25 protein-coding genes and 1 other RNA gene are annotated in these 25,789 nt (G+C 32.1%); 8 read left to right on the top strand and 18 right to left on the bottom strand.

Annotation, left to right across the window (positions count from 1 at the left end; all coding sequences use genetic code 11):
- Complete coding sequence (locus ABGB03_RS07815; RefSeq protein WP_347926291.1) at nucleotides 1-2,886, bottom strand: gliding motility-associated C-terminal domain-containing protein; 2,886 nt, start codon at nucleotides 2,884-2,886, stop codon at nucleotides 1-3.
- Between the two features lie 372 nt (nucleotides 2,887-3,258).
- Between ABGB03_RS07815 and ABGB03_RS07810 the strand changes: the two genes are divergently transcribed.
- Nucleotides 3,259-4,164 (top strand): exopolyphosphatase, encoded by a 906-nt coding sequence (locus tag ABGB03_RS07810; protein WP_347926290.1) that lies wholly within the window; start codon nucleotides 3,259-3,261, stop codon nucleotides 4,162-4,164.
- Here the strand turns inward: ABGB03_RS07810 and ABGB03_RS07805 are convergent.
- Genes ABGB03_RS07805 through ABGB03_RS07795 form a run of 3 tightly spaced genes read right to left on the bottom strand, consistent with a single transcriptional unit; the run spans nucleotide 4,161 to nucleotide 7,080 of the window.
- A complete protein-coding gene (locus ABGB03_RS07805) occupies nucleotides 4,161-4,742 on the bottom strand; it encodes a tRNA-(ms[2]io[6]A)-hydroxylase (RefSeq protein WP_347926288.1) in 582 nt (193 codons plus the stop codon). The two genes, ABGB03_RS07810 and ABGB03_RS07805, sit on opposite strands and share 4 nt — an antisense overlap.
- Nucleotides 4,743-4,744: 2 nt before the next feature.
- Entirely contained in the window at nucleotides 4,745-5,308 is a 564-nt protein-coding gene (locus ABGB03_RS07800; protein WP_347926286.1) for a DUF4738 domain-containing protein, read from the bottom strand.
- A complete protein-coding gene (locus ABGB03_RS07795; RefSeq protein WP_347926284.1) occupies nucleotides 5,308-7,080 on the bottom strand; it encodes a DNA polymerase III subunit gamma/tau in 1,773 nt (590 codons plus the stop codon). Before ABGB03_RS07795 ends, ABGB03_RS07800 begins: the two co-directional genes overlap by 1 nt.
- A gap of 101 nt (nucleotides 7,081-7,181) precedes the next feature.
- Here ABGB03_RS07795 and rnpB point away from each other — a divergent pair.
- Nucleotides 7,182-7,487: RNase P RNA component class A (gene rnpB / locus ABGB03_RS07790), an RNA gene on the top strand.
- A 57-nt stretch (nucleotides 7,488-7,544) separates the two neighbouring features.
- Here the strand turns inward: rnpB and ABGB03_RS07785 are convergent.
- Genes ABGB03_RS07785 through ABGB03_RS07775 form a run of 3 tightly spaced genes read right to left on the bottom strand, consistent with a single transcriptional unit; the run spans nucleotide 7,545 to nucleotide 9,636 of the window.
- Nucleotides 7,545-8,093: an RsmD family RNA methyltransferase gene (locus tag ABGB03_RS07785; protein ID WP_347926282.1), complete on the bottom strand. Its 549-nt coding sequence runs from the start codon at nucleotides 8,091-8,093 to the stop codon at nucleotides 7,545-7,547.
- Nucleotides 8,094-8,873 (bottom strand): DUF3822 family protein, encoded by a 780-nt coding sequence (locus ABGB03_RS07780; protein ID WP_347926281.1) that lies wholly within the window; start codon nucleotides 8,871-8,873, stop codon nucleotides 8,094-8,096.
- Between the two features lie 25 nt (nucleotides 8,874-8,898).
- Complete coding sequence (locus ABGB03_RS07775) at nucleotides 8,899-9,636, bottom strand: hypothetical protein (RefSeq protein WP_347926279.1); 738 nt, start codon at nucleotides 9,634-9,636, stop codon at nucleotides 8,899-8,901.
- A 126-nt stretch (nucleotides 9,637-9,762) separates the two neighbouring features.
- Between ABGB03_RS07775 and ABGB03_RS07770 the strand changes: the two genes are divergently transcribed.
- The 5 genes from ABGB03_RS07770 (at nucleotide 9,763) to ABGB03_RS07750 (ending at nucleotide 14,342) form a co-directional block, all read left to right on the top strand.
- A complete protein-coding gene (locus ABGB03_RS07770) occupies nucleotides 9,763-11,187 on the top strand; it encodes an AAA family ATPase (RefSeq protein ID WP_347926277.1) in 1,425 nt (474 codons plus the stop codon).
- 105 nt (nucleotides 11,188-11,292) lie between these two features.
- Complete coding sequence (gene kdsB / locus ABGB03_RS07765) at nucleotides 11,293-12,006, top strand: 3-deoxy-manno-octulosonate cytidylyltransferase (protein ID WP_347926395.1); 714 nt, start codon at nucleotides 11,293-11,295, stop codon at nucleotides 12,004-12,006.
- Nucleotides 11,997-12,701: an HAD family hydrolase gene (locus ABGB03_RS07760; protein ID WP_347926275.1), complete on the top strand. Its 705-nt coding sequence runs from the start codon at nucleotides 11,997-11,999 to the stop codon at nucleotides 12,699-12,701. Before kdsB ends, ABGB03_RS07760 begins: the two co-directional genes overlap by 10 nt.
- Before the next feature lie 14 nt (nucleotides 12,702-12,715).
- Nucleotides 12,716-13,798, top strand: a complete 1,083-nt coding sequence (locus ABGB03_RS07755; RefSeq protein ID WP_347926273.1) for an iron-containing alcohol dehydrogenase family protein — start codon at nucleotides 12,716-12,718, stop codon at nucleotides 13,796-13,798.
- A 1-nt stretch (nucleotide 13,799) separates the two neighbouring features.
- Entirely contained in the window at nucleotides 13,800-14,342 is a 543-nt protein-coding gene (locus ABGB03_RS07750; protein ID WP_347926271.1) for a 1-acyl-sn-glycerol-3-phosphate acyltransferase, read from the top strand.
- On the opposite strand, the gene ABGB03_RS07745 is transcribed toward ABGB03_RS07750, so the two are convergent.
- The 9 genes from ABGB03_RS07745 to gcvT all read right to left on the bottom strand — a co-directional run bounded on the left by ABGB03_RS07745 (nucleotide 14,343) and on the right by gcvT (nucleotide 21,529).
- On the bottom strand, nucleotides 14,343-14,948 hold the full coding sequence (locus tag ABGB03_RS07745; RefSeq protein ID WP_347926269.1) for a peroxidase-related enzyme: 606 nt from the start codon (nucleotides 14,946-14,948) through the stop codon (nucleotides 14,343-14,345). It lies immediately after the preceding gene.
- A 261-nt stretch (nucleotides 14,949-15,209) separates the two neighbouring features.
- Nucleotides 15,210-15,575, bottom strand: a complete 366-nt coding sequence (locus tag ABGB03_RS07740) for a DUF1801 domain-containing protein (protein ID WP_347926267.1) — start codon at nucleotides 15,573-15,575, stop codon at nucleotides 15,210-15,212.
- Between the two features lie 4 nt (nucleotides 15,576-15,579).
- Nucleotides 15,580-16,812 (bottom strand): aminotransferase class V-fold PLP-dependent enzyme, encoded by a 1,233-nt coding sequence (locus tag ABGB03_RS07735; RefSeq protein WP_347926266.1) that lies wholly within the window; start codon nucleotides 16,810-16,812, stop codon nucleotides 15,580-15,582.
- Between the two features lie 13 nt (nucleotides 16,813-16,825).
- The gene (locus tag ABGB03_RS07730) at nucleotides 16,826-17,344 is read right to left on the bottom strand and encodes a RidA family protein (RefSeq protein ID WP_347926264.1); all 519 of its coding nucleotides are present in this window, start codon (nucleotides 17,342-17,344) and stop codon (nucleotides 16,826-16,828) included.
- Between the two features lie 228 nt (nucleotides 17,345-17,572).
- On the bottom strand, nucleotides 17,573-18,295 hold the full coding sequence (locus ABGB03_RS07725) for a YebC/PmpR family DNA-binding transcriptional regulator (RefSeq protein ID WP_347926263.1): 723 nt from the start codon (nucleotides 18,293-18,295) through the stop codon (nucleotides 17,573-17,575).
- A gap of 60 nt (nucleotides 18,296-18,355) precedes the next feature.
- The gene (locus ABGB03_RS07720; protein WP_347926261.1) at nucleotides 18,356-18,646 is read right to left on the bottom strand and encodes a 4a-hydroxytetrahydrobiopterin dehydratase; all 291 of its coding nucleotides are present in this window, start codon (nucleotides 18,644-18,646) and stop codon (nucleotides 18,356-18,358) included.
- Nucleotides 18,647-18,693: 47 nt separating this feature from the next.
- On the bottom strand, nucleotides 18,694-19,524 hold the full coding sequence (locus ABGB03_RS07715) for a sugar nucleotide-binding protein (protein WP_347926259.1): 831 nt from the start codon (nucleotides 19,522-19,524) through the stop codon (nucleotides 18,694-18,696).
- A 5-nt stretch (nucleotides 19,525-19,529) separates the two neighbouring features.
- Nucleotides 19,530-20,444 carry a glutaminase gene (locus ABGB03_RS07710; protein WP_347926257.1) on the bottom strand — a complete coding sequence of 305 codons (915 nt, stop codon included), beginning with the start codon at nucleotides 20,442-20,444 and terminating at the stop codon, nucleotides 19,530-19,532.
- A 2-nt stretch (nucleotides 20,445-20,446) separates the two neighbouring features.
- Nucleotides 20,447-21,529 carry a glycine cleavage system aminomethyltransferase GcvT gene (gene gcvT / locus ABGB03_RS07705; protein WP_347926255.1) on the bottom strand — a complete coding sequence of 361 codons (1,083 nt, stop codon included), beginning with the start codon at nucleotides 21,527-21,529 and terminating at the stop codon, nucleotides 20,447-20,449.
- Between the two features lie 118 nt (nucleotides 21,530-21,647).
- On the opposite strand from gcvT, the gene ABGB03_RS07700 reads away from it, so the two are divergent.
- The gene (locus ABGB03_RS07700; RefSeq protein WP_347926253.1) at nucleotides 21,648-23,132 is read left to right on the top strand and encodes an aminopeptidase P N-terminal domain-containing protein; all 1,485 of its coding nucleotides are present in this window, start codon (nucleotides 21,648-21,650) and stop codon (nucleotides 23,130-23,132) included.
- 415 nt (nucleotides 23,133-23,547) lie between these two features.
- Here ABGB03_RS07700 and thrC read toward each other — a convergent pair whose 3' ends face one another.
- Nucleotides 23,548-24,840 (bottom strand): threonine synthase, encoded by a 1,293-nt coding sequence (gene thrC, locus ABGB03_RS07695; protein WP_347926251.1) that lies wholly within the window; start codon nucleotides 24,838-24,840, stop codon nucleotides 23,548-23,550.
- Nucleotides 24,840-25,769 (bottom strand): homoserine kinase, encoded by a 930-nt coding sequence (locus ABGB03_RS07690; RefSeq protein WP_347926249.1) that lies wholly within the window; start codon nucleotides 25,767-25,769, stop codon nucleotides 24,840-24,842. Before ABGB03_RS07690 ends, thrC begins: the two co-directional genes overlap by 1 nt.
- Nucleotides 25,770-25,789 lie beyond the last annotated feature (20 nt).

The raw sequence follows: 25,789 nt of genomic DNA, 5'->3' as shown, positions 1-25,789 counted from the left end.
TTACTGTTCGGTTCCTAAAAGGATATATCCTTGTATTGGTTTTAAGCCGCTATTTTCAAGTGTTACTACATAGTAATAAGTGCCATTAGGTAAGATATCTGCTCCACCAACACCTCCAGCTGTGCCTGTCCATCTATTATTATAATTAACAGATTCAAATACTTTTGTTCCCCAGCGATTAAACACTTTTACTTTAACAATAATATCGCAATCGTTACTGCTAATTTTATTTGGATTTAAAACATAAGCAACATCGAATGTTTGATTCTTTAAATCACCATTTGGTGTTACCAGTTTAGAAATATCTACATCAAAAGTAGATCTAATACACTTATCGGTTTCTTCACAATCTCCACCAATGTTTGCTATAATTTCTATTACTTCTACACATTGATTGCTAGTTGATACATAAGTAAATGTATAAGTGCCTTCAGTTAAAATAGATGGGTCTAATACCATATTGTTTAACAAATTCACATTTGTATTTTCCCAATATCCATTACTTCCAGTAGGAACATAGTTGTTTAAATCTACTAGAGTATCGTTTGCACATAAGTTAAGTTGGGTCGAAGTAGTCGATTTTATGGTTTCCATGTGAATAACTTGCGTATATGTATTCATATTTGCACAATCATCATAGACTTCCCAAGTTCTAATAATATCAAAATTGGTAAAATCAATTGACACAATATCTTCATAAAAAATAACTTCCAAATCGCTAGAACAATTGTCTGTGAACTCTAAGTTTGGAGGTTCTGGAGGTAATTCGCATGTAATAGATAATTCAGTATTATAAGTCCCAATTAATGTTGGAGCTGTTGTATCTTCAACAGTTATTGTTTGACTTGCGTTAGATGTATTTCCACATTCATCAACAGCTGTCCATGTTCGAGTTATTGTGTAATCGCCATCACAAGCTCCAGGGGTAGTTGTATCAACAAAAGTTAGATTAATAGAGTTGTTGCAGCTATTAGAAAAAGTAGGTTGAACAAAGTTTGGAGTATCGGTACACTCTATAGTAATATCATTTGGAAATACGTCAAAAACTGGACCTGAATTACTCACTACAGAAATCACTTGCACATAATCTGCAATAGTTCTACCACAAGCATCAGTAAAGGTCCATGTATTAGTATATGTGCCTGGGTCTCCACAACCATTACCAGGGACGAATGGACCACTTGTTTTTATCAAGTTAAAATCACATTTATCTGTCGTTGGAAATAAATTTTGTGCAGCCGATAGTTCATTAATGTTTTCACAATCTACAAGTCTGTCAAGATCTCCAGGAGGATTTGCCCAAATAGCAGCATCTGGTTGTATAATAGTTATTGGTAAAACATTTCCTAAATGACAAACATCTAGATCGCTTGAGCTTAAAGTTGTATGTGGTGTAGGATTATTTATACCATTGTAAGTTGCTGTTATTTGTAATTCAAAATTTAAATCACAACTCTGTTCAAGAAAGTAGCATTCATCTTTTATTTGAACTTCAAATTGTATTGCTATTTCTGGATCTCCAATATCTACTAATCCATCTTCTACAAAAAATTGTAAAATTCGGGTGTTATTATCGTAAGTATATGTAACGCCATTAGGTAGGTTGTTTGCAGAGATGAATTCAAGATTGTTAGGCAGAGTAGTATTAAGCACAACATTTATTGCATCATCATTGCCAGTGTTTGAAAAATTAAAATCTAAGATTACATTTTGATCTGCATTTACTAAGTTGTTTTGAGCATCGCTAGAAAGTCGAATAGGATATAAACTTGGAGCCCAAACATCCACAGATAATCCAAGAAGGTAAAAACCATATGTTTCTTGATCTGAGGTTAGTCTTATTGTGGCTGATGATTGATTGTTTCCAATAATTGTGTTATTGGTATTGTCTAGATTAAATACCGCAGCATCAAATCCAAGAGTATTAGTACTAGCTGGGATTCTATCTAAAAAGTCAGTATTATCAATGGTGATTCTACTATTAAAAAAATTATCTGAATTTCTTAAAGGTGTATTTAAATCAATAAAATTATTTGAAGTGTCCAAAATTTGTAATTTATCTCCATCTAAATCTCTATCACCTTCTAGTGAACCAATAGCAATTCTTGTATTTACAGGGCCTGTTGGTGTAGTTTGAAAACCATTAAAATTTACATCAAAATTATTGTCGTTACTAGTAACATGTGCATAACCATCAAAAATACTGATGTTCTTCATGTTTAAATCTGGACTACTGTAAACATAAATTATTTGCCATCCTCCAGAAGTTCCAGCATTTCCTCCTGGTAGATGCTCCATTAAATCATTTATGCTTCCTTCAACATTTGCAACTTGATATGTACCATATTGTGATGCTAAATTTAGAACCTCAGTAGTTATATCTTTTACACATATATATGGATCGTTGCTAAAATGATTATCACGGCCTCTATAGATAACATCGTCTGCTGTATAGGTAGTATATGTGTTTTCTCCCGGAAGCATTAATTTAACATCATTATAATTCCAATTAGGTTCATTATCATTACCATTAGTCTCTTTGTCGGCAGCAGCCCAATATAAATATGCTTTTCTAATTGTTAAGCAGTTTAATAATGGGTTAGGGTTATTGAAATTTGCGCTACTTGAGTTAAAAGTTGTAATATCATTATCAATGTCAACATACACATTGTCTGTAAAGTCATGATTGCCATCAATACCATTATAGTCATTTATTGAATGCCTAGACATCATATTATTACCAATAATAGTGATGTCTCCTCGTATTGATTCAGTATATCTTGAAGTAAAAGGATCTAGTACTTGCGCATTAATATCTATACTTTGAATTAAAATAAAACCCAATATGATAATAATAATGTGACTCGATTTAGTACTTCTTTTCATAATAAGCTATTAAGCTGCCTTTTTCTATTTATCGCTATTGGGTAGTATTAACCATGTATTTCTAAATTATATGTATAGGTTTTTGCTATATATAAAATAGATAGTAGTAGGTTTTACTTTTTATAGAGATAAAAAATAGATTTGGTTCAATTTTTTTATCGATGACAATATATGTATAATTCTATAAAATGAATAAATTATCCGATAAAATGTAATTAATAGTAGGAAAAAGACTATATAATATAATTATTTTGAATTAGATGCAGTGATATGTGTTATAATACTTAGTTGAATATTAATTTTTTGAAGTAATAAGAATGCTTATTTTTGAAAATCGTTAAATGATTCCTCGATATTATTAAAAAAGATTTTATGCTATCAATTAAAAAGTATGGTGCTATAGATATTGGTTCAAATGCTGTTAGGCTATTAATTGCTATAATAATTGAGGAAGAAGGGAAACCAACTCGCTTTAAAAAGAGTTCTCTAGTTAGAGTTCCAATTAGATTAGGAGCCGAAGTTTTTTTAAAAAATACTATTTCTAATGAAAACAAAAGGCGCTTAAAAGATACAATGATGGCATTTAAGCTGCTTATGAAATCTCATAAAGTAGAACGTTATAAAGCATGTGCGACATCTGCAATGCGTGAGGCTACAAATGGCGTTGAAATAGCACAAGAAATATTTGAACATTCTAAAATTCAAATTGATATAATAGATGGAGAAGAGGAAGCTGCTATAATAGCGGAAACTGATTTACATGAGTATATAGATAACGATAGAAATTATGTCTATGTTGATGTTGGAGGTGGAAGTACTGAATTTTCTATTATTCATAATGGTGAAAAAGTAACCTCAAAATCTTTTAAAATTGGAACTGTAAGGCTTTTAAATGATATTGTAAAACGAGAAACTTGGCTGGAATTAGAATCATGGATTAAATTAAATACCGAAAAGTACGATAAAGTAGATGTGATTGGATCTGGAGGAAATATTAACAAAATATTTAAAATCTCAGGTAAAGCTATTGGTAAACCACTTACATATTTTTATTTAAGTACTTATTACCATACTCTAAAATCTTATTCTTATGAAGAACGTATTACAGAATTAGATTTAAACCAAGATAGGGCAGATGTTATAATTCCAGCTATGCAAATATATTTATCGGCAATGAAATGGAGTAGAGCAAAACACATTTATGTGCCAAAAATTGGATTGTCTGATGGTATAATAAAGAGTTTGTACTATGAAACAATACCTAGCAAAACTATTTAACCATGAACAGTTTCTTTATTTCCTAAGTTTTTCATGATTTGGGCTTCATATTCCAATAAATCTTGCCATTTTTTATCTACTTCTTTTCTATCTCCATATTGTCGCGCATAACCTAAAAACATTGTATAATGGTTGGCTTCACTAATCATGAGTTTTTTATAAAAACCTGCTAATTTTTTATCTTCCAGTTCTTCTGATAATAATCTAAAACGCTCGCAGCTTCTAGCTTCAATTAAAGCAGCATATAATAAGCGATGTACCAATTGTGTTGTTCTACTACCTCCTTTGGGAAAGAATTTCAGTAATTGTAATACGTAATCATCTTTTCTATCTCTACCCAAGTTGTAACCACGTTCTAGAATAATATCATGGACCATTTTAAAATGACTCATCTCTTCTTTAACAAGTTCAATCATTTCTTGAACTAAATCGGTATACTCAGGAAAACTAACAATTAGCGAAATGGCTGTACTCGTTGCTTTTTGCTCACAAAAGGCATGGTCTGTTAGTATTTCTTCTATATTTTTTTCAACGATGTTTACCCAACGAGGATCAGTGGGTAGTTTGAGTCCTAACATAATTAGTGTACTTCTTCAGTTTTTAATTCAATAATTTCCATGTCACCATTGTTAGCTATAACTAAGCGAAAATCTTTGCAAATTTCCGATTCAGGTATGCAAAAAGAAGCTACAGTAAATAACTTATCATTATCGGTCAACTCTTTATCAATAAAGAGTCCTAGCATAATAGATTGCTCCCAAAAATGAGCATCATCTTTGTTTTCAAAAAGAGATTTGTCAATAGTTTTACTAAATATTTTCTTTTCTTGAAATTCTACAGTGAGCTCAGTTATAAATTCTCTATAATAATGTTTATAATGAATTGTATCTATTTCAAATTCATTTAGAACATTGTTATTCATATCAGAAAAATACTTGGTACTTATTTTAAAACCATTACTAAAGGTGGTATCAACAATTTCTTCGGAATATTGCTCAGGAATGTAACTTACCTGCTCAAAAAAAGAAGGTGACAAATTACTATCCTCTAATATTTCTTTACTGGTTTTTTTTGCCCTGTCTTTTCCATCACAACTTGTAAAGAACACAAATGATACCATAAAAAGAGCTAAAATGTATTTCATTATATATCTAAGTCAAAAGTTTTACGTAATAAGTCAATATTTGGATTTTTCTCTTTTAGTTTCTCATATTTTTCAATAGGAGTATAGGCATACTTTTTTTCTAATTCTTCATTTACAGTAATATCCAGTGTTATTGAAAAATTATTAAGTTTTTTTCTTAAATAGGCAAGTAAATCATACTGTTGCCTTTCAACTTCTACTTTATTAGTAGAATTCGGAAACACCATATTAATGACAGTCTCAGAGGATAGTTTTGGTGTATCAATTCGCAAAATTGATGCTAAATTATATTTTCCTTTCTTTTCTAAATTAACAACAAACTCTTCCCATGCTATTTGCATGTTGCTTTCAGAAAAAGAATCTGTTGGAAGGTTTTCTTCATCAATAACAACTTCCATCTGCCGAATAAGATGTTCTTTTTTCTTTTTTATACTACTAAGCGATAAACCAGAGGTAGTTTTTGTTTGCTTGTTTAAAATTATTTTCGGTCTCTTTATTGCTAGTTTTTGAGCAACTTCATTTTCAACCGACGCTGCTTTTATAGGTTCAGGTTGTGGTTCGTTTACAACCGATTGCTCTATAGATTGAGTAGATATCGTTATACTGGCTTCTGCTTCTGTATTGACTGGCCTTTTAATAGGAATTGGAGTAATACCTTTACTTTTAAAGTAGGATGCTGGAATTATAAAGTGGCTACTGCTATTTTTTTTTTCTCCATCATAAGTGATAGAGGCAAGTTGCATAAGGCATAATTCCACCAGCAAACGTTGATTTCTACTGGTTTTATATTTAAGATCACAATCGTTAGCTAGCTCTATTCCTTTTAGTAAGAAACTTTGAGATGTTTTTTTAGATTGCTTTAAGTATTTTTCTTTTGTTTGGTCACCAACTTCAAGTAAATCTATAGTTTCAGGTGTTTTACAAACTAAAAGATCTCTAAAGTGTGAAGCTAAACCTGCAATAAAATGATGCCCATCAAAACCTTTAGATATAGTATTATTGAATTGTAATAGTAATTCAGGAATATTATTCTCTAAAATTAAATCGGTGCTTTTAAAATAGGTTTCGTAATCTAATACATTTAAGTTTTCGGTTACAGCCTGCCTTGTTAAATGCTTGCCTGAGAAACTAACAACACGATCAAAAATTGAAAGCGCATCTCGCATAGCTCCATCGGCTTTTTGAGCAATAATGTGCAAAGCATCATCCTCAGCATCGATTTCTTGTTGCTCTGCAATGTACTTCAAGTAGTTTTTTGCATCTTTAACTGTAATCCGTTTAAAATCAAATATTTGACAACGCGATAATATAGTTGGAATAATCTTATGTTTTTCTGTAGTTGCTAGAATAAAAATACAATGCTTTGGTGGTTCTTCTAGCGTTTTTAAAAAGGCATTAAATGCCGATTGCGACAGCATATGCACTTCATCTATAATATACACTTTGTATTTACCAACTTGTGGTGGAATACGAACTTGATCGGTTAAATTTCTAATATCATCTACCGAGTTATTAGAAGCTGCGTCAAGTTCAAAAATGTTAAATGCAAAATCTTCATCCTCTTTTTCTTCACCTTCACTATTAATCATTTTAGCAAGAATACGTGCACATGTCGTTTTACCAACACCACGAGGACCTGTAAATAATAAAGCTTGTGCTAAATGGTTGTTTTCAATAGCATTTAATAACGTATTTGTAATAGCTTGCTGTCCAACAACATCTTTAAATGTTTGTGGTCTGTATTTACGTGCAGATACTACAAAGTGTTCCATTGAAAAAACTTAGAATAGCAAAGTTAAAAATTCAGTTTAAAATTAAGAATTAGTAAGCACTATTTTAAGTTGAGTTATTAACAATTTATGTACTTTTGTGGTAAGTAGATCGCCTTATCGCTCAAGGTTTATACTTTGGGAGGAAAGTCCGAACACCATAGTGCAGCATAGTGGCTAACAGCCACCAGTCGTGAGGCTAGGAAAAGTGCAACAGAAAGAATGTACAGGTAATGCTGTAGTGAAATCAGGTAAACTCTATGTGGTGCAATGTCATGTAAACCAATGTTTGAGCGCTGCACGCGTGATGTTGGAGGGTAGACAGCTAAAGTTTACTGGTAACAGTAAATGTAGATAAATGATAAGGACTCTTTAGAGTACAGAATTCGGCTTATAGATTTGCTTAATTAAACAATCCCATATAGTAATATATACTCTATTTGGGATTTGTTTTTTATAGTATTTTTTTAATCCGCCTTAGGCAGTTCAAAAAAACTAAACCTATTGCCTCCATAGTTTTTGGAATAGGAATAACTTGCTAAACTTGACAGATTGGTATGTTTAGAATGCTCAATTATTAAGATACCATCATCTACTAATAATTGATTTTGAAAAACAAGTTCTGGAATTTTTGAAAAAGCATCTATGCTAAAATCGTAAGGAGGATCAGCAAAAATAACAGTATGCTTTTGCTTGGTTGTTTCTAAGAATTTAAAAACATCAGCTTTTATTACTCGAATATCGAAATCGAATTCATCAGATGTATGAGCAATGAATTTTGTGCAACCAAAATCTTTGTCTACACTTGTTATATCTTCAGTACCACGAGATGCAAATTCATAACTTATATTACCAGTACCAGCAAAAAGATCTAATACAGAGATGTCATCAAAATAAAAACGATTGTTTAAAATATTAAATAAGGCTTCTTTTGCCATATCTGTAGTTGGTCTTACAGGTAGTTTTTTTGGAGCAGTAATGCGCCGTCCTTTATATAATCCAGATATTATACGCATTTAAAAACTATTTGTGATTACAAAATTTGATAAATAGGCTTTACTAATACCTTCTGCTGGTGTAATTGTTGTCTTAGGCTCTATAATTGACACATTTCGAACATATGTATAGGCTATTTTATATAGTTCATTCTCTTTAGTAACATTGCCTAATAGAATAAGAGGAGTTTTCTCAGGATTTAGTTCTAATTGCTCTGCTGTAAATAAGATGTAATAAATAAAATCTTCTTTAGTGGAATAATCAAAAGTATTATATAATTGCAGTTGACCTTTTTTAATAACAATAATTTCAAAATGAGTATCCGCTATGTGAATATACATTTTAGTAGTTTGAGCATTTTTTTCAAGATTTAAAAGAGTTTCTAAAACAATTGTAGAAAAGTGCTTGAATTCAAACTCACCAAAGGAATCATATATATAATTGTTAATGTTTACATAGGGAACATATACGTTAACACTATCATTTGTAGATATTTCATCATAAGTTATAAAATCTGAACGTAGAATTTTAGAGTTGAACTTTAAATAGTCAGCTAAATGTTCTTCATTAAATAATGATTTTGGTACTAATGCCGATAATTCGTTTTCATGAATAACTGTAACAGATTTAAATGATTCTTTTAAACTATCTTCAGTATTAAATTGGTGAGTTAATTTATCAAGAACATCACTTGGATTGAGTTTCTTATCAAATAAGATTTTCTTATAAAAAACAACTGATTGTGTGCTTAAATTCAAGACACAAAAAGAAAGTCCACTCAAGCTAACTTGAATGGACAATGCATTATTTTGTAATATGTCTATTTTACTGTTCGTTTGAAAAGTTTTTAGGCCAGTTTCCTGTTGTATTAACTTCCTCCATTGATCCTACTTTAATTGCATCACCATTTACACCATCAACCGAAATTACTTGATTTTCTTTTGCAATTAAGTTTTTATCCTGATCGAATAATATTATAGATTTCATTGCTTTTGCTTCAAAAACAGGAATTTTCATACCGTTTTGCTCTAGAAAACCAGCTTTTAACTCAAACTTAGCTCCAGGCTCAGCAGAAGGAATATTCATCATCGTTTTATATCTTGGATCTGCACCAAATAAAGAGTCTTTTACAGATACATAACCCAAAGTATCAACAATAACAATATCTTTATAGGTGTCAACTTGAAAACGTCTAGTTTGCTCTTCATCTATAACAGAAGAGTCACGACGCTGTGTAATGGTAAACTGAGCAGTATCAATAAACTTAATTAAATTATCAAAATCACCTTCAAATTTCCCAGTAACAGTTCTATGTGCTAATTCAGCATCTCTAATATCAATTAAGCTCTCAATAACTTGAGCGTAACGCTTATCTTTTAGCTTGTTAAATTTAATTTCACCATAAACAGACATAAAAGTAGAATACCCTAAATACCCAATGAGTACCCAAAGTACAATCATTATAAAAGGCTTAGCTTTTTTTGGAACATATTTGTCAATTACCCAAACGATTCCAATTGTGAGAGCGATTACAACAACTGCTGCTATAATAATATTTAACATAGTGATTTTATTAAAAAATTAATTAATGGACTAACGCAAATCTACAATTTTTTTTTATTCACGAAAGTTATTGTTAGTAAAAATCATTTATATCTTTGATAAATTCAAAAATTGTATTAAAACTTAATGAATTCCTCAGAATTTTATAAACTTATAAAAAACGATTTTCCGTTTGATCCAACAATAAAGCAAAATATTGTTTTACAGCAACTTGCGGACTATGTTTTTGATACATCTCCAAATTCATTATATGTTTTAAAGGGTTTTGCTGGTACTGGTAAAACAACAATTATTGGAACTATTGTAACAAACTTGTGGAAGGCAAAAAAAAGTGCAGTTTTAATGGCGCCAACTGGTAGAGCGGCTAAAGTGATTTCTAATTACTCAGGAAAAGAAGCTTTTACCATCCATAAGAAAATATATACTGCGAGATATTCAAACAGCGGAAAAGTATCGTTTGTATTGGCACCCAATAAGCATAAAAAAACCATTTTTATTGTTGATGAAGCATCAATGATATCTGATATTCCGGGGCAAAGCAATTTGTTTGGAAGTGGATCTTTATTAGACGATTTGATGCAATATGTTTATTCTGGACACCAATGTAAGCTATTGTTAATTGGAGACACAGCGCAATTACCACCAGTAAAACTCGATTTAAGTCCTGCGTTAAACGAAAACGCTTTAAGCCTAAGTTACAATAAAGAAGTAACTAGGATGGAATTAGACGAAGTTGTGAGACAAGAGCAAGATTCTGGTATTCTATTTAATGCAACTTTATTGAGAGAATCTATCGCTGGTTCTTATTTTGACTCTTTTCAGTTTAATCTAAAAGGCTTTAAGGATATTGTTCGTCTTGTTGATGGTTATGATATTATGGACGCTATAAATGACGCTTATAGTAGTTTAGGAAATGAAGAAACGGCAATCATTGTTAGATCAAACAAACGAGCTAATTTATATAATCAGCAAATCCGTTCTCGTATTTTGTTTAATGAACATGAATTAACTGCTGGAGATTATTTAATGATTGTTAAGAATAATTATTTCTGGCTAAAGCCAACAAGTGAAGCTGGGTTTATTGCTAATGGTGATATTATTGAAGTATTAGAAGTTTTTAGTATTAAAGAATTATACAATTTTCGTTTTGCTGAAGTAAAAGTAAGAATGGTAGATTATCCAAAAATGCGGCCATTCGAAACAGTTTTAATGTTAAATACCATTAATTTAGAGACCCCATCACTGCCTTATGATGAAGCGAATAATTTGTATCAAGAAGTTTTGAAAGATTATGAAGATGAAACCACTTCTTATAAAAAATTCTTAAAAGTGAAGAACAACAAGTATTTAAACGCTTTACAAGTAAAGTTTTCTTATGCTATTACGTGTCATAAATCTCAAGGAGGACAATGGAATACGGTTTTTGTAGAGCAACCATATTTACCAGAAGGGATTAATAGAGATTATCTAAGATGGTTATATACAGCTATAACTAGAGCAAAAGAAAAATTATACCTTATTGGTTTTAAAGATGACTTTTTTGAAGCATAACTATTTTTTAGTCTTTAAAAAGTTAACCATACTTGTGTGTGAAATCTCTTAGAAAAACTGTATTTTTGAAATTAGAGAAAGCCTTATTAGATGAAAATAATTTCGATGATTCCAGCACGTTATAGTGCATCTCGATTTCCTGGAAAATTAATGCAAGACCTAGAGGGTAAAACAGTGATACTTCGTACTTACGAGGCAACTGTAGCTACAAAACTATTTGCAGAGGTATATGTAGTGACAGACAGCGATATTATTTTCAATGAAATTACGTCTCATGGAGGAAAAGCTATTATGAGCAAGAAAGAACACGAATCTGGAAGTGATCGTATTGCTGAAGCTGTTCAAAATGTAGATTGCGATATCGTTGTGAACGTCCAAGGAGATGAACCGTTTACCGAAAGGTCTAGTTTAGAAAAAGTCCTTAATGTATTTCATGATGACCCAAATAAAGAAATAGATTTGGCGTCTTTGATGGTAGAAATAAAAGATTGGGACGAAATTTCAAACCCAAATACTGTAAAGGTGATTGTAGATCAACGAGATTTTGCATTGTATTTTTCAAGAAGCCCAATCCCTTATCCTAGAGATAAAAATGTAGGCGCTAAATATTTTAAACATAAAGGTATTTATGCATTTAGAAAACAGGCTCTGATAGATTTTAGTAATTTACCAATGCAATTTATTGAAGCTTCAGAGAAAATAGAATGTATTAGATATTTGGAGTATGGAAAAAAGATAAAAATGGTAGAAACCAATGTTGAGGGTGTAGAAATTGATACTCCAGAAGATTTATTAAGAGCAAAAAAACTGTGGAAGTAGATTACAAGAACATAAGAGTAATTGGCTTTGATGCCGATGACACCCTTTGGGTAAACGAAACTTTTTTTAGAGAAGCAGAGTTAGAATTTGCACGTTTGCTGAGTCCTTACGAAACAGCAAATAAGATAGATCAAGAGCTCTTTAAAAAAGAAATGGATAATTTAGGGTTGTATGGTTATGGAGTAAAAGCATTTGTGCTATCTATGGTTGAGTCTGCTATCGAAATTTCTAACGGATCTGTGTCAAATAAAACTTTGAATAATATTTTAAATATTGGTAAATCTATGCTTAATCAACCAGTCGAATTGTTAGATGGTGTTGAGGATGTTTTAAAAGCATTATCAAAAAAGTATCGATTAATTTTGGCTACTAAAGGTGATTTATTAGATCAAGAACGAAAATTAGAAAAATCTGGGTTGACCGATTATTTTCATCATATTGAAGTATTAAGTGATAAAAAAGAAGAAAACTATTCTAAACTATTAAATCATTTAGATATAAAACCTTCTGAATTTTTAATGATTGGAAATTCATTAAAGTCTGATATTTTGCCATTAATAAACATCAAAGCACATGCTATTCATGTACCATTTCATACTACTTGGGCACATGAACAAGTTGGTGAGGAAGAAACAAATGGTAAAAATTATAAAACGGTTAGTAGTTTGCGTGGGGTATTAAATTTTTTGAATTAGGTAAAAAAAATTAGATGAGTTATAAAAATTTCCCAATGGTGCCAAGAGTTGTTTTTGGACGTGGTAGTTTTAATCAATTAAACGAGATTATCGCCCCAAAGCGTTTAAGTAGTCATGCTCCTTTTATTTTTTTGGTAGACGATGTATTTAAAGGTAATATATGGTTAACCACAAGAATTCCGTTGTCATATCAAGATAAAATATTATATATTTCTGCTAATGAAGAACCTAAAACATCTCAAGTTGACGAATTAGTTGAACAGTTAATTGTAACTAACAAAGAATTACCTTCTGGAATAATTGGCATTGGAGGAGGCACTATTCTCGATTTAGCAAAAGCAGTTTCTATAATGTTGACAAACAAGGGAAGCGCGAGCGATTATCAAGGTTGGGATTTAGTAAAAAACCAAGCTATTTACCATGTTGGTATTCCAACAATTTCTGGAACTGGTGCAGAGGTATCACGTACTACTGTTTTAACTGGCCCCGAAAGAAAATTAGGTATTAATAGCGACTATACACCTTTTGACCAAGTAATTCTAGACCCTGAGTTAACAAAAGATGTCCCTAAAGACCAATGGTTCTATACTGGAATGGATTGCTATATACACTGTATAGAATCACTTAACGGTACCTACTTAAATGCCTTTAGCCAAAGCTATGGAGAAAAAGCTTATGAACTTTGCTTAGAAGTATTTGTAAAAGATGAATTATCTACAGAAGCATCTCAAGATAAATTAATGATGGCTTCATGGCATGGAGGTATGAGTATTGCATATTCACAAGTTGGTGTTGCTCATGCGATGAGTTATGGGCTGTCTTATTTATTAGGAACAAAACATGGTGTGGGAAACTGCATTGTGTTTAACCATTTAGCAGAATTTTATCCAGAGGGTGTGACATTATTTAAAGAAATGATGAAAGCACATAATATTAAACTTCCACAAGGAATTTGCGCACATTTAGAAGACCACCATTTTGATACTATGATAGATGTAGCACTTAGTTTAGAGCCACTTTGGGAAAATGCATTAGGTAAAGACTGGAAAAAAACTATTACAAGAGATATGCTAAAAAGCTTGTACGAAAAAATGTAATATGCGTTGGTTAGCAAAAATCATTTATTATAAAATTCTAGGTTGGAAAGTAACAGGATTTAGTGATTTTGAAAGCGTAAAAAAGGCTGTAATTATAGCTGTACCACATACAAGTTGGCATGATTTCTATATTGGTATTTTATTGCGTTCGGTTATTGGAGTTGAAACGAATTACGTTGGTAAAAAAGGATTGTTCAAATTTCCATTTGGTTGGTTTTTTAGATGGTTAGGAGGCGCTCCGGTTGAGCGAAAAAATAACGAAAACCAAGTAGAGGCAATTGCTAGATTGTTTGAAGAAAAAGAGGTTTTTAGAATGACCATGGCACCAGAAGGCACACGAAAAAAGGTAACCGAATGGCGAACTGGCTTTTACTATATAGCAAAAGCTGCCAAAGTCCCAATAGTGATGTTTACCCTAGATTTTGAAAACAAAGAAAATAAATTCTCAGAGCCTTTTTATCCTACAGATGATAAAGAAGCCGACTTTAAGTTTATGCATAAATTTTATGAAGGCGTTAAAGGCAAAGTTCCTGAATATTCATAGTTATTGATGACCCCAAGCACTTTCATCATCTTTATTACTAGGCGATAAGCCCAATACTTCGTTATCAGTATTCACACCTAAACCCATAACTGTTCGGTTAGCATAATTAAAATAAGCTACTACTTGGTTGACTTCCAATATCTCACCATCATTATAGCCTAAGCTTTTTAAATAACTAATGGTTGCTTTAGAAAGCGTATCTGCTTCAAGAGTTAATTTATGTGCATAATCAATTAGTGCAAATTCCTTTTTTGTTAAATATTCGACAAGAGTTTTATGTTCTATATGGTGCCTTAATTCATCAGCTTTAGTGTCGTTATTTAAAAAACGCTTCATACCAGCAAAATGATGTTCGTAGCAATAGTCACACTTATTAATATAACTAGTATAAGTACCCAAAAGTTCTAGCATCCAGTTTGCAAACGTGTTATTACTATGGTGTAAGATGTTTTTGTACAAACTCATGTGCCCAACCAGTGTATGAGGTCGTAAACTATGAATGCTTAGCACATTATCTATTTGGTTATTTGGACCTTTTATTTTTTTGTAAATCTGTTTTAATTTCCCTGTGGCTTCTTCAAACGGAATAACGTGTATCCAACTCATAATTTTTATTTTTTTAGCGAATAATGTTGTAGAATATGTTTATGACTTTATGACTTTTCGATGAATAACATTTATTTACCTATTAACCGATTGGAAAAATAAAGTATTGGTACGAGATTTGCAATAGTAAAATTGGTTTGTACTTTTTTTAGAATGAAACATAAATTAAATACGTGAAATTCGTATCTCTAAAAAGAAACATTTGCTATTAATTAAGAAAAACCATCTTAAAAGCTGCTTCATAAATTAGATGCAGCTTTTTTATTTTATACTTATAACTCCATTTCTATATAACTCTAAAGCAATTTCTAGAAGTGATTCAATAGTTTTGACTGGAATATCCTCATCAGGATTTATTTGTAATATTTTCATTCTATTACGATTTCCAGTTTCCAGTTTTGGATGGTTAATATGTTGTCCTTCAACAAAAAGAATATAAGGTTCTTTAGTTTTTTTATCTGTCCATAAATAACAAAACATTTTTTTCTTATAACAAAAACAAGGCATGCCATATTTGGTAGTTTCTGTCACGTTTTCATCTTGATTTAATATAATGTCACGTAGTGCTAACAAACAACTTTTATTAGGTTCTTCTTTGTTTAAATAGAAACTTTCGTTTTTATCCATATTGCTAATTTGCTAAAGCTATTTTTAAACCTTCAATGAGTTGGTCTATTTCTTTAGGGCTTGTATAATGCAAGAATGAAATTCTAATAACTCCAGATTGTGTTGGAATGCTCATATTCATCAAAGGTCTCACTGCATAAAAATGTCCTATTCCTAGCATTAATTTATGTTTTGTTAAGTCAGCATACACTTTTTTAATGTTTTTATTAGTTGGAATAATAGAGATAATAGGAGCTCTATCTTTAGTGGTTTCTGGACCAATAATTCTTATGTCATCACGAGACCTTAAAAAGGTAAGTAATGGTTCCATTAAAAGTGTTTCATGATTATGGAATAATGTGTTTAGGGCTTTATTCTTTTCAGATGGGTTTATTTCAGCATCAAAATGATGATTGTAAACTGTATCAAAATAGTCTAAAATCCCATTGGCAGCAGCTATTTGGGCGTGGTCAGGACCAGCAGGTGTCAACATGCTTCTAGTTATGCCTTCTTTAAAAAAGTGAGATTGGTTTTTCATCTTAACAATCAAATTTTTATTAACATACATTAACCCTAAATGAGGCCCAAATGTTTTGTACAATGAAAACAAATAAATATCTGCACCTAAATCCTTTAAATCTGGAAAACCATGAGGTGCATAACCAACGCCATCTACTACTGAGAGAGCTCCATATGCATGAACCATAGCACTAATTTGCTTCGCAGGATTTATATGTCCAATTACATTAGAACAATGAGGATAAGCAACCATTTTTGTTTTATTAGTAAGTAAACGCTCCAAGTCGCCCAACTCTAATAAACCAGTTTTTGGGTTTATATGCCATTCGACAATATTAATACCTTGTTTAACTAATCGTCTCCATGCTCCAGAATTAGCTTCATGGTCTTGACAGGAAACAATTATCTCATCACCATCATTCCACATTGGTCGCATAGCGTTTGCCAATACATAAATATTTTGTGTTGTTGAAGGCCCAAAATGGATTTCGGTTTCATTAACATTTAAGTAATCAGCCATTCGTTTATAGGAGGCATCCATCAATTTACCAGCAAGTGTAGAAGCAGGGTAAGGATAATATACCTGAACTTTATTTTTCATGTAAAAATCAGTTAGCCTATTAATTACTTGTTTACAAGGGTAGGATCCACCAGCGTTTTCAAAAAATGCCCAACCATCTAGTGTTGATTCAGTAAATGCTGGAAATTGAGAGCGTATAAAGTTTAAATCAAGGGTCATGAAAGCTGTAAAATTATTTGGATTTATACACTTCTAATTCAATTTCTATCATAAATTCTGGAATTGCTAATTCTTTTATACCTATCCAAGAACCTGTTGGAAATTGTTTAGTATAAATTTCATTTCGATACGCTGCATTTTCAAGAAACAAAGGCATATTAGTTGTAAAAATATTTTCGACAATAACATCATCAAATGTACAGCCGTAATGTTTTAGAATTTTTTCTAAATCAGCATAACAGTTTTTCATTTGCTGTTCTAAATTGCCAATTGCAGTTGGGTTACCTTCATTATCCATACTTACTGCTCCGGAAATTTTAATATCATTTCCTATTTTCACAGCGTGTGAATATCCGAAAGCTTTTTCCACTTCAGGACGAAGCAAAAAGTACTCAGGTTTTTCAGATTCAACGATTATTTCTTTTTCGACTTGGTTTGTTTCTTCTTTTTGTAATTGATCACAACTCTGTATAACAAAAGCCAATGTTATAAAAATCGTAATTAGAATTAGTTGATTGGTTTGTTTCTTCATAATATTTACTTTAGTATCTATTTTGGTGAGTTTTTGAGTTTTCTTAGGTACAGTAATAGCTATACATAGTTTTGTGAAGTGAAAATAGTGAAACTATTTCATGTAATAAAATGATATATAATTGGCTGTTCTGAATCATCTACGTTGAACATTCCAATATACACAAGCAGCTATATCTACAATTGGAAATTTACTGAACTCTTTAGATATAATTTAATAAATACTTAACTAAGATTCTGTGTCTTCCTCCATTGTATGATACACGTTTTGTACATCATCATCTTCTTCTAGTTTTTCAAGCAATTTCTCAACATCTGCAGCGGCTTCAGCACTTAATGATTTAGTGACTTGTGGAATACGCTCAAATCCAGATGATAGTATTTCTATTTTACGTTCTTCTAAAGCAGCTTGTATGGCTCCAAAACTTTCAAATGGAGCATAGATTAAAATGCCATCGTCGTCTATAAATACTTCTTCGGCGCCATAATCAATAAATTCCAATTCAATTTCTTCAGGGTCTAAGCCTTCGCTTGGAATTCTAAAATTACAGGTATGATCAAACATAAACACCACAGAACCAGAAGTTCCTAAACTACCATCACATTTATTAAAATAACTTCGAACATTAGCAACTGTTCGTGTGTTGTTGTCTGTAGCAGTTTCAACTAATACCGCAATACCGTGAGGCGCATAGCCTTCAAAAACAACTTCCTTATAATCGCCTTGACTTTTATCGCTTGCACGTTTTATGGCACGCTCAACATTGTCTTTAGGCATATTCACTGACTTTGCATTTTGAATTACTGCACGCAATCGAGAATTACTATCAGGATCTGGCCCACCTTCTTTAACGGCCATCACGATGTCTTTACCAATACGAGTAAAGGCTTTACTCATTGCAGACCATCGTTTCATTTTACGTGCTTTACGAAATTCAAAAGCTCTTCCCATAATATTTTTTGAAGTTTAATTTGTGAACACAAAAATAATAATGCTTGTTACAAAAACAAACTATTCTTCTGGCTCTACAATAGATTCTATAGCTTCTGCTAATTCAAAATCTATTTTAGTAAGGCCATTAGCACTGTGTGTAAATAAAGAAATGGTAAGCACATTATAAACATTACTCCAATTTGGATGATGATTTAAGGCTTCACACTCAAATGCAATCCTACTCATGGCACTAAAACAATCTTTAAAGTTTTCGAATTCAAATTCAGCATGAATAGCATTATCATAATATTCCCAATCTGGAAAGCGTAGCATGTATTGTTCTATTTGGTCTGGAGTTAATTTTGACATAACTTATTTTTAATGTTTAAAGTAATAAAATAATTGAAGATAATCACTTAAACTTTTAATTCTTCTAAAATCTCATGACTTTTAATTCGTAAATGCTTTGGGAGCTTATTCTCTTTAGAAAGTACTGCTAAATAACGTTCGTCATTTGTAGTGTAAACGTGCTTGTAAGTGGGCTTGTAATCTCCCAGAGTGTTTACAATGTCGCTTATAAAGTCATCATGATGTACTAAGTCACTACTTCCTAAATGAAATATACCATACTTGCTACGATTGATGATGTAATGAATTTGTTGTGTTAATTTATTGTCAGATGTGACATTCATCACCAAATTTGGAAAAACCTCGATAGGCATTTTTTCTTTTAATGATTGTTTAATTTCGTCAATTCTAGGTGAAAACGCTCCAAACACCATTGGTAATCTTAAAATTGCTACTTTCATTTTTGGAAGCCTAAGCAGCATATTCTCTATCTTTATCTTAAAGTGTCCGTATACACTATGACTAAGTGTTTTATCATTTTCGTAACTAGGATATTTACTGTAAGCATCAAAGACATTGGCAGATGATAAAAAGATAAGCCTACATTTATTTGTAATTATGTATTCTGAAATATGTTGATGCGCAATAACTTGAGCAAAAAAATCGCCACGTAAAGCAGATATAATCACAGTGGGTTTAACGGCATTTAGAATGTCAAAAACATCATCTTCTTCAACATTATATTGAAAAAAATGTTGGTTATTTTCAAAAGATTTGTTGTTCGTGTTATAAGTACCAAAGGTTCTAAAATAGCCACAAAGCTCTTTGTAAACTGAGTTTCCAATGAAACCGCTAGCTCCTAAAATTAGAATGGTAGCTTTTTGTGTATGATGAGGCATAGCAACTAAAAGATAGACAATTTAGTTTTAGTAGTAAAAAGTTCTAAAGCTTTCATGCCCAAGAGTGAGTTTCCTTTTTCGTTTAAACCTGGTGACCATGTTGTAATGGTGAAGTGATTAGGTAATAAGGCAATAATCCCACCACCTACACCACTTTTACCAGGTAAGCCTACTTCAAAAGCGAATTCACCAGCTTCATCGTAAAAACCACAAGTAAGCATAATTGCATTGATGCGTTTTGCTTGACTAGGTGTTAAGCGTTGTTTATTCTGGAGACATTTCCCATTATTTGCCAACATATAAAAAGCATTAGATAGTTGTTCACAAGTCATTTCTATAGAGCATTGATGAAAGTATAGATCTAAAACAACATCAACATCATTTTCAAAATTATTAAATGCTTTTAAAAGGTTAGCTGCAGCAAAATTTCCAAAACCAGTAAGACGTTCTGAATTTGCTACTTCATAATTAAAACTTATTGTTTGATCATTAGTTAAATCGCGAACATAATCTAAAAAAACTTGTTTGGGATTTTCAAATTGCGTTACCAACATATCTGCAATTACAATTGCTCCAGCATTTATAAATGGGTTTCTTGGAATACCAGATTCAAGCTCTAACAACGATAAATGATTGAATGGGTTTCCTGAAGGTTCTACATCTATACGCTCCCAGATAGAATCTTTATAAATGGGTAATGTTAAAGCTAGCGAGAAAGCTTTTGATATACTTTGAATAGAAAAAGGCACATTCCACTCTCCAGCAGCATAAGAATTACCATTAACATGCTTAACAAAAATTCCAAAATTATCAGGATCTATATTTGTTAGTTCGGGAATATATGAAGCCACCAAACCTTTGTTAACTTCGTTTTTTAATTCCTGATGAATATCTTCAATAACATTTTGGAAATCTATCATATCTAGCCTTTATAGAAAGGCAATTTTACAACAGTAGCTGGAACAGCGTTCTTTCTAATTTGGATATTAATTTTGCTACCTACATCAGTAAATACAGAAGGTACATAACCTAATCCAATACCAATTTCTAAACTCGGACTCATAGTTCCTGAGGTAACTTCTCCAATTTTATTACCATTACCATCTACAATATCGTAGCCTTGGCGTGGAATACCGCGTTCATCTAATTGAAAAGCCACTAGTTTTCTTTCTGGTCCTTGACGCTTTTGGTCTTCTAATGCTTTACAATTAGTAAACTCTTTAGTGAATTTTGTAATCCATCCTAAGCCAGCTTCAATAGGGGAGGTGGTATCGTCAATATCGTTACCATATAAACAGTAACCCATTTCAAGTCGTAAAGTATCACGTGCAGCTAATCCAATAGGTTTTATTCCATAATCTGCTCCAGCTTCAAATACCTTATCCCAAATCTGCTTTACTTCACTGTTTTTACAATAAATTTCAAATCCACCACTTCCAGTATATCCAGTTGCAGAAATAATAACATGCTCAATACCTGCAAAATCTCCAACTACAAAATTGTAGAATTTTATATCTGATAAATCATGACTTGTCAAAGACTGCATAGCTTCAACAGCTTTAGGGCCTTGAATAGCTAGTAAAGAATAATCGTCTGAAATATCTTTCATCTCAGCACCAACATCATTTTTAGATTGAATCCAATTCCAATCTTTTTCAATATTACTTGCGTTTACCACAAGTAGATATTGTTCTTCCTTAATCATGTATACAATTAAATCGTCAACAATACCTCCATCATCATTTGGTAAACAGCTATATTGGGCTTTTCCAACTGCCAATTTGCTTGCATCGTTGCTAGTTACTTTTTGAATTAATGCTAAAGCATTTGGGCCATTAATTAAAAATTCTCCCATGTGCGATACATCAAAAACACCAACAGCTTTTCTAACGGTTTCATGTTCTGCGTTTACGCCCTCATATTGCACTGGCATATTGTAGCCAGCAAAAGGCACTATTTTTGCTCCTAAAGCTTCGTGTGTAGATGTTAATGCGGTATTTTTCATGTAATATTTTTATTCGTTAGTAGGACAAAACTAAACAAATTACTTATAAAAAAAATGTTAAAAATTAATTTGTTTTTGATAGAATGTGTAATTTCAAATTCTTAAAAAATATAATAAAATGAAATATTTATCTACATTACTTTTTTCGCTTCTTTTTATTTTAAATGGATTTGCTCAAAAGGACTTACCAACAGACTATTTATCGTCTGAATTTCATAAAGGACGCAGAGATTTATTGCGTAGTAAAATGCCAAAAAACAGCGTGGCAGTATTCTTTGCTAATGCAGTTAGAAATAGAGCTAATGATGTAGATTATATTTATCATCAAGATCCGAATTTTTATTATTTAACAGGCTACAAAGAGCCACATGCAGTATTAGTTATTTTTTCGGATATACAAGATAAAGATGGTAAAAAATTCAACGAACTTGTTTATGTACAGAAAAAAGATGCGCGTAGAGAAATGTGGGATGGAAGACGTTTAGGTGTTGAAGGCACAAAAGATGAGCTAGGATTTGACATGGTGTTTAACGGCAATGAGTTTTTAAATTCTGGAATAGACTTCATGTCTTTTGATAAAGTAATGTTTGACGATTTTAAAGATGATTTTCGTGATAATGAGCGTGATCCAGCAGATTTAGCAAGTTTAGTAGAATCCTTTAAAACCCAGGTTGGTTATTATATTGAAGAAGGTGCGCCTAAAGGAACTGAAGAAATGCGTTTAGAAATGGCTAAAGAAGGTGCTATACAAACCCAAAGAGCAAAAATTGATACTAAAACTCTTAGAACATTAATGGGTAGTATGCGCCAAATAAAAACACCTGAAGAAATGAAATTACTTAAAAAGGCCGTTAGAATTTCTGCTATGGGACAAGTAGAGGTGATGAAAGCGATGAAGCCAAATATGAGTGAAACAGAAATTCAAGGGATTCATGAATACGTTTATAAAAAATATGGTACCGAATATGAAGGCTATCCAAGTATAGTAGGAGCAGGTGAAAATGGTTGTGTGCTGCATTATATAGAAAATAGTAGAACAAAGGTAGAAGGAGACTTAGTTTTAATGGATTTAGGTGCAGAGTACCATGGTTATACAGCTGATGTTACAAGAACCATTCCTGCTAGCGGAAAATTTACTCCTGAACAAAAAGCTATTTACGATATTGTATATGAAGCTCAAAATGCTGGAATTGAGTCAGCAGTTATTGGAAATAATGGTCGTAAAACTTTTGAAGAAGCTATAAAAGTGATTAACGAGGGCTTGTTTAAGCTTGGTATTATTAAATCTATAGATGAAAGGCATATGTATTTACCGCATGGTATTTGTCATCATATTGGTTTAGATGTTCATGATTTAAATGACGGAAGTGATTTTATGCCAAATATGGTTGTTACTATCGAACCAGGAATTTATATTCCAGAAGGAAGCCCTTGTGATGAAAAATGGTGGGGGATTGCTGTACGTATTGAAGACGATATATTAATAACCGAAAAAGGCCCAATAAATTTATCTGGAGAAGCACCTAGAAAATCTAGTGAAATAGAAGCATTAATGAAACAAAAAAGTGCTTTAGATGATTTTGTATTACCAAAGTTGGATTAACCTAGCTGTTAGGTTACACCTATTTTTTTGGGAGTTACGCTTATCGTCCACTGTGTATGGCGTAGTGAGGCGCGCCTCACGGAGAGCCATAATTGCGCCTCATTCGCTATACACGCTGATGTGTGTAGTTTCGTGAGGAGTTCTCGTAGACTCGAATAAATATACAATTAATTTGGCGAGGTGCAATTAACAGTGGACGATGGTATGTAATTAGTAGAAAGGAAGCGTTTGCAAAACGCGATTCTACGTGCCGCAGGCAATTACATACCATCTTTAATGATATAACGTCGTTTCAATGACTTATATCAGTCGATAAGCGAAGGTAGTTTTTTGAAATTTTAAAATCAAGTTAAATACCTAACACTAAGTGATTTGTTTTTAACAGTATTTAATAAGTAAAGTATTTGAGGATGTTTTATTTTAGTAAAAACTGTTTTAAATCTTCATAGGTACTAATCTTAACAGATACTTTTTCTTTACCGATTACACTTTCAATTTGTTTTGGAAGTGCTACAGTTGTTTTAATAACATCTTCAACGACATCTAAAAACTTGGTTGGATGCGCAGTTTCCAAAAAGACACAATGGGCTTTTGGATTACTTTTTAAATAGTTTTTGCATCCTAAGTAGCCAACTGCTCCATGAGGGTCAGCTACATAATTATAGTTGTTATAAATTTCCAACATAGCTAGTTTAGTTTCAGCATCTGTAAAGCTAAAAGAAGAGAGGTTCTCTTGTAGTTTATTGAAATCGTTTTTATAAATTTCTTGAATTCTAATAAAGTTACTCGGATTTCCAACATCCATAGCATTACTTATGGTTTGTATAGATGGTTTTGGATTATAGTTTTTTGTTTTTAAGTATTCAGTAACCACATTATTTTCATTGTTTGAAGCAACAAAATGCTTAATTGGTAAACCTAACTGTTGTGCCATCATTCCTGCACAAATATTTCCAAAATTTCCACTAGGCACAGAAAAAACAATGTCATCATACGTACTTTTAAGTTGTTTGTATGCAAACATAAAATAAAACATTTGTGGTAACCATCTTGCTACATTTATAGAGTTTGCAGATGTCAATTGCATGTTACTTGTTAATGCTTCATCTAAAAATGCTCGTTTCACCATGTCTTGGCAGTCATCAAACACACCATCGACTTCCAAAGCTGTTATATTTTGACCAAGTGTTGTGAGTTGCTTTTCTTGAATATCACTCACTTTTCCACTAGGATATAATATGACAACATTAACACCTTTTACACCTAAAAATCCATTCGCTACAGCACCACCAGTATCACCAGAAGTCGCCACTAAAACGGTAACTTCGTTATTATTGTCTTTGTTAAAATAACCTAAACACCTTGCCATAAAACGAGCCCCAACATCTTTAAAAGCCATAGTTGGGCCATGGAATAATTCCAGCGTAGAAATATTTTCGTTTAATTGAACTACCGGAAAATCGAACGCCAAAGTGTCTTCTACTATTTGTTTTAATACACTTATAGGAATTTCTGGAGAAACGAATTGTTTAATTGCTTCAAACGCTATTTCCGAATTAGAAAGTTGCTCAATATTATCAAAAAAATCTGCTGATAACGGTGTGATTGATTCTGGGAAATACAAGCCTTTGTCTGGAGCTAATCCTTTGATGACTGCCTCTTTAAAAGTTGTATTTGGTGCTTTTCTATTTAGTGAGTAATAGTTCATTATACATTAATAATTTTTATGCCTTCAAGATTAATTTTGGAAACAAATGTATGGTACTCAATATCAGTTTTTGAATATGTGGTTTGCATTGCTTTTTCAACATTGTTAGCAATCTCCTTTCCTTTGCTTAAAGCAAAAACAGAGGGGCCAGAGCCAGAAATTGCGCAACCTAAAGCTCCAGCTTCCATAGCTGCAAATTTTACAGCATCGAAATGAGGTATAAGTTGTTTTCTAAATGGTTCTACAATAATGTCTTGTAAGGATCTTTGAATTAACTTATAATCACTTGTATGTAGTGCATGAATTAAACTTCCAACATTTGCCCATTGTGTTGTCGCATCTCTTAGCGAGACTTGTTTCGGTAGAATTTCACGAGCCTCAGATGTTTTAATCTCTATTTGTGGATGAATTAAAGTGACATACAACTCCGATGGTGTTGGTATTTGCAAAATGTCTAAAGGCAAGATACTTTTTACAAGGGTAAAACCTCCAAAAATAGCTGGTGCTAAATTATCGGCATGTTCACTTTTACTTGCTAAAGCTTCACCTTTCATTGCAAAATAAGTGAGCTGTGTTTTGTTATATGGTTTTCCTAACAATTCGTTTATACCAAAAACACTACCTACAGCACTTGCGGCACTACTACCTATGCCACTTCCTGGTTTAATATGCTTGTATATTTCTATTTCGAATCCACAATCTGGTTTTGCATCCTCATACATTGCTAGCGCTGAAACACCAGCGACATTTTTGTCGGTTTCATAGGGCAAATCATAGCCTTCTATATGCGTGATTTTTATACCCTTTTGTTTCGTTTTTTTAATGACCATTTCATCACCTTTATTATCGAGGCAAAATCCTAAAACATCAAAACCACAAGCAACATTTGCTACAGTTGCTGGGGAAAAAATTCTAATTTCGTTATTCATATTTATTAGCCATAAAGGCA

It is taken from the genome of Pontimicrobium sp. SW4 (assembly GCF_039954625.1).
In the GTDB taxonomy this organism is placed as follows: Bacteria; Bacteroidota; Bacteroidia; order Flavobacteriales; family Flavobacteriaceae; genus Pontimicrobium.
This window is presented reverse-complemented; position numbering and strand designations above follow the sequence as displayed.

Coding starts and splice junctions, on each gene's coding strand:
- ABGB03_RS07815 (WP_347926291.1), bottom strand. CDS start 2,886: ATGAAAAGAAGTACTAAATCGAGTCACATTATTATTATCATATTGGGT.
- ABGB03_RS07810 (WP_347926290.1), top strand. CDS start 3,259: ATGCTATCAATTAAAAAGTATGGTGCTATAGATATTGGTTCAAATGCT.
- ABGB03_RS07805 (WP_347926288.1), bottom strand. CDS start 4,742: ATGTTAGGACTCAAACTACCCACTGATCCTCGTTGGGTAAACATCGTT.
- ABGB03_RS07800 (WP_347926286.1), bottom strand. CDS start 5,308: ATGAAATACATTTTAGCTCTTTTTATGGTATCATTTGTGTTCTTTACA.
- ABGB03_RS07795 (WP_347926284.1), bottom strand. CDS start 7,080: ATGGAACACTTTGTAGTATCTGCACGTAAATACAGACCACAAACATTT.
- ABGB03_RS07785 (WP_347926282.1), bottom strand. CDS start 8,093: ATGCGTATAATATCTGGATTATATAAAGGACGGCGCATTACTGCTCCA.
- ABGB03_RS07775 (WP_347926279.1), bottom strand. CDS start 9,636: ATGTTAAATATTATTATAGCAGCAGTTGTTGTAATCGCTCTCACAATT.
- ABGB03_RS07770 (WP_347926277.1), top strand. CDS start 9,763: ATGAATTCCTCAGAATTTTATAAACTTATAAAAAACGATTTTCCGTTT.
- kdsB (WP_347926395.1), top strand. CDS start 11,293: ATGATTCCAGCACGTTATAGTGCATCTCGATTTCCTGGAAAATTAATG.
- ABGB03_RS07755 (WP_347926273.1), top strand. CDS start 12,716: ATGAGTTATAAAAATTTCCCAATGGTGCCAAGAGTTGTTTTTGGACGT.
- ABGB03_RS07750 (WP_347926271.1), top strand. CDS start 13,800: ATGCGTTGGTTAGCAAAAATCATTTATTATAAAATTCTAGGTTGGAAA.
- ABGB03_RS07745 (WP_347926269.1), bottom strand. CDS start 14,948: ATGAGTTGGATACACGTTATTCCGTTTGAAGAAGCCACAGGGAAATTA.
- ABGB03_RS07740 (WP_347926267.1), bottom strand. CDS start 15,575: ATGGATAAAAACGAAAGTTTCTATTTAAACAAAGAAGAACCTAATAAA.
- ABGB03_RS07735 (WP_347926266.1), bottom strand. CDS start 16,812: ATGACCCTTGATTTAAACTTTATACGCTCTCAATTTCCAGCATTTACT.
- ABGB03_RS07730 (WP_347926264.1), bottom strand. CDS start 17,344: ATGAAGAAACAAACCAATCAACTAATTCTAATTACGATTTTTATAACA.
- ABGB03_RS07725 (WP_347926263.1), bottom strand. CDS start 18,295: ATGGGAAGAGCTTTTGAATTTCGTAAAGCACGTAAAATGAAACGATGG.
- ABGB03_RS07720 (WP_347926261.1), bottom strand. CDS start 18,646: ATGTCAAAATTAACTCCAGACCAAATAGAACAATACATGCTACGCTTT.
- ABGB03_RS07715 (WP_347926259.1), bottom strand. CDS start 19,524: ATGCCTCATCATACACAAAAAGCTACCATTCTAATTTTAGGAGCTAGC.
- ABGB03_RS07710 (WP_347926257.1), bottom strand. CDS start 20,444: ATGATAGATTTCCAAAATGTTATTGAAGATATTCATCAGGAATTAAAA.
- gcvT (WP_347926255.1), bottom strand. CDS start 21,529: ATGAAAAATACCGCATTAACATCTACACACGAAGCTTTAGGAGCAAAA.
- ABGB03_RS07700 (WP_347926253.1), top strand. CDS start 21,648: ATGAAATATTTATCTACATTACTTTTTTCGCTTCTTTTTATTTTAAAT.
- thrC (WP_347926251.1), bottom strand. CDS start 24,840: ATGAACTATTACTCACTAAATAGAAAAGCACCAAATACAACTTTTAAA.
- ABGB03_RS07690 (WP_347926249.1), bottom strand. CDS start 25,769: ATGAATAACGAAATTAGAATTTTTTCCCCAGCAACTGTAGCAAATGTT.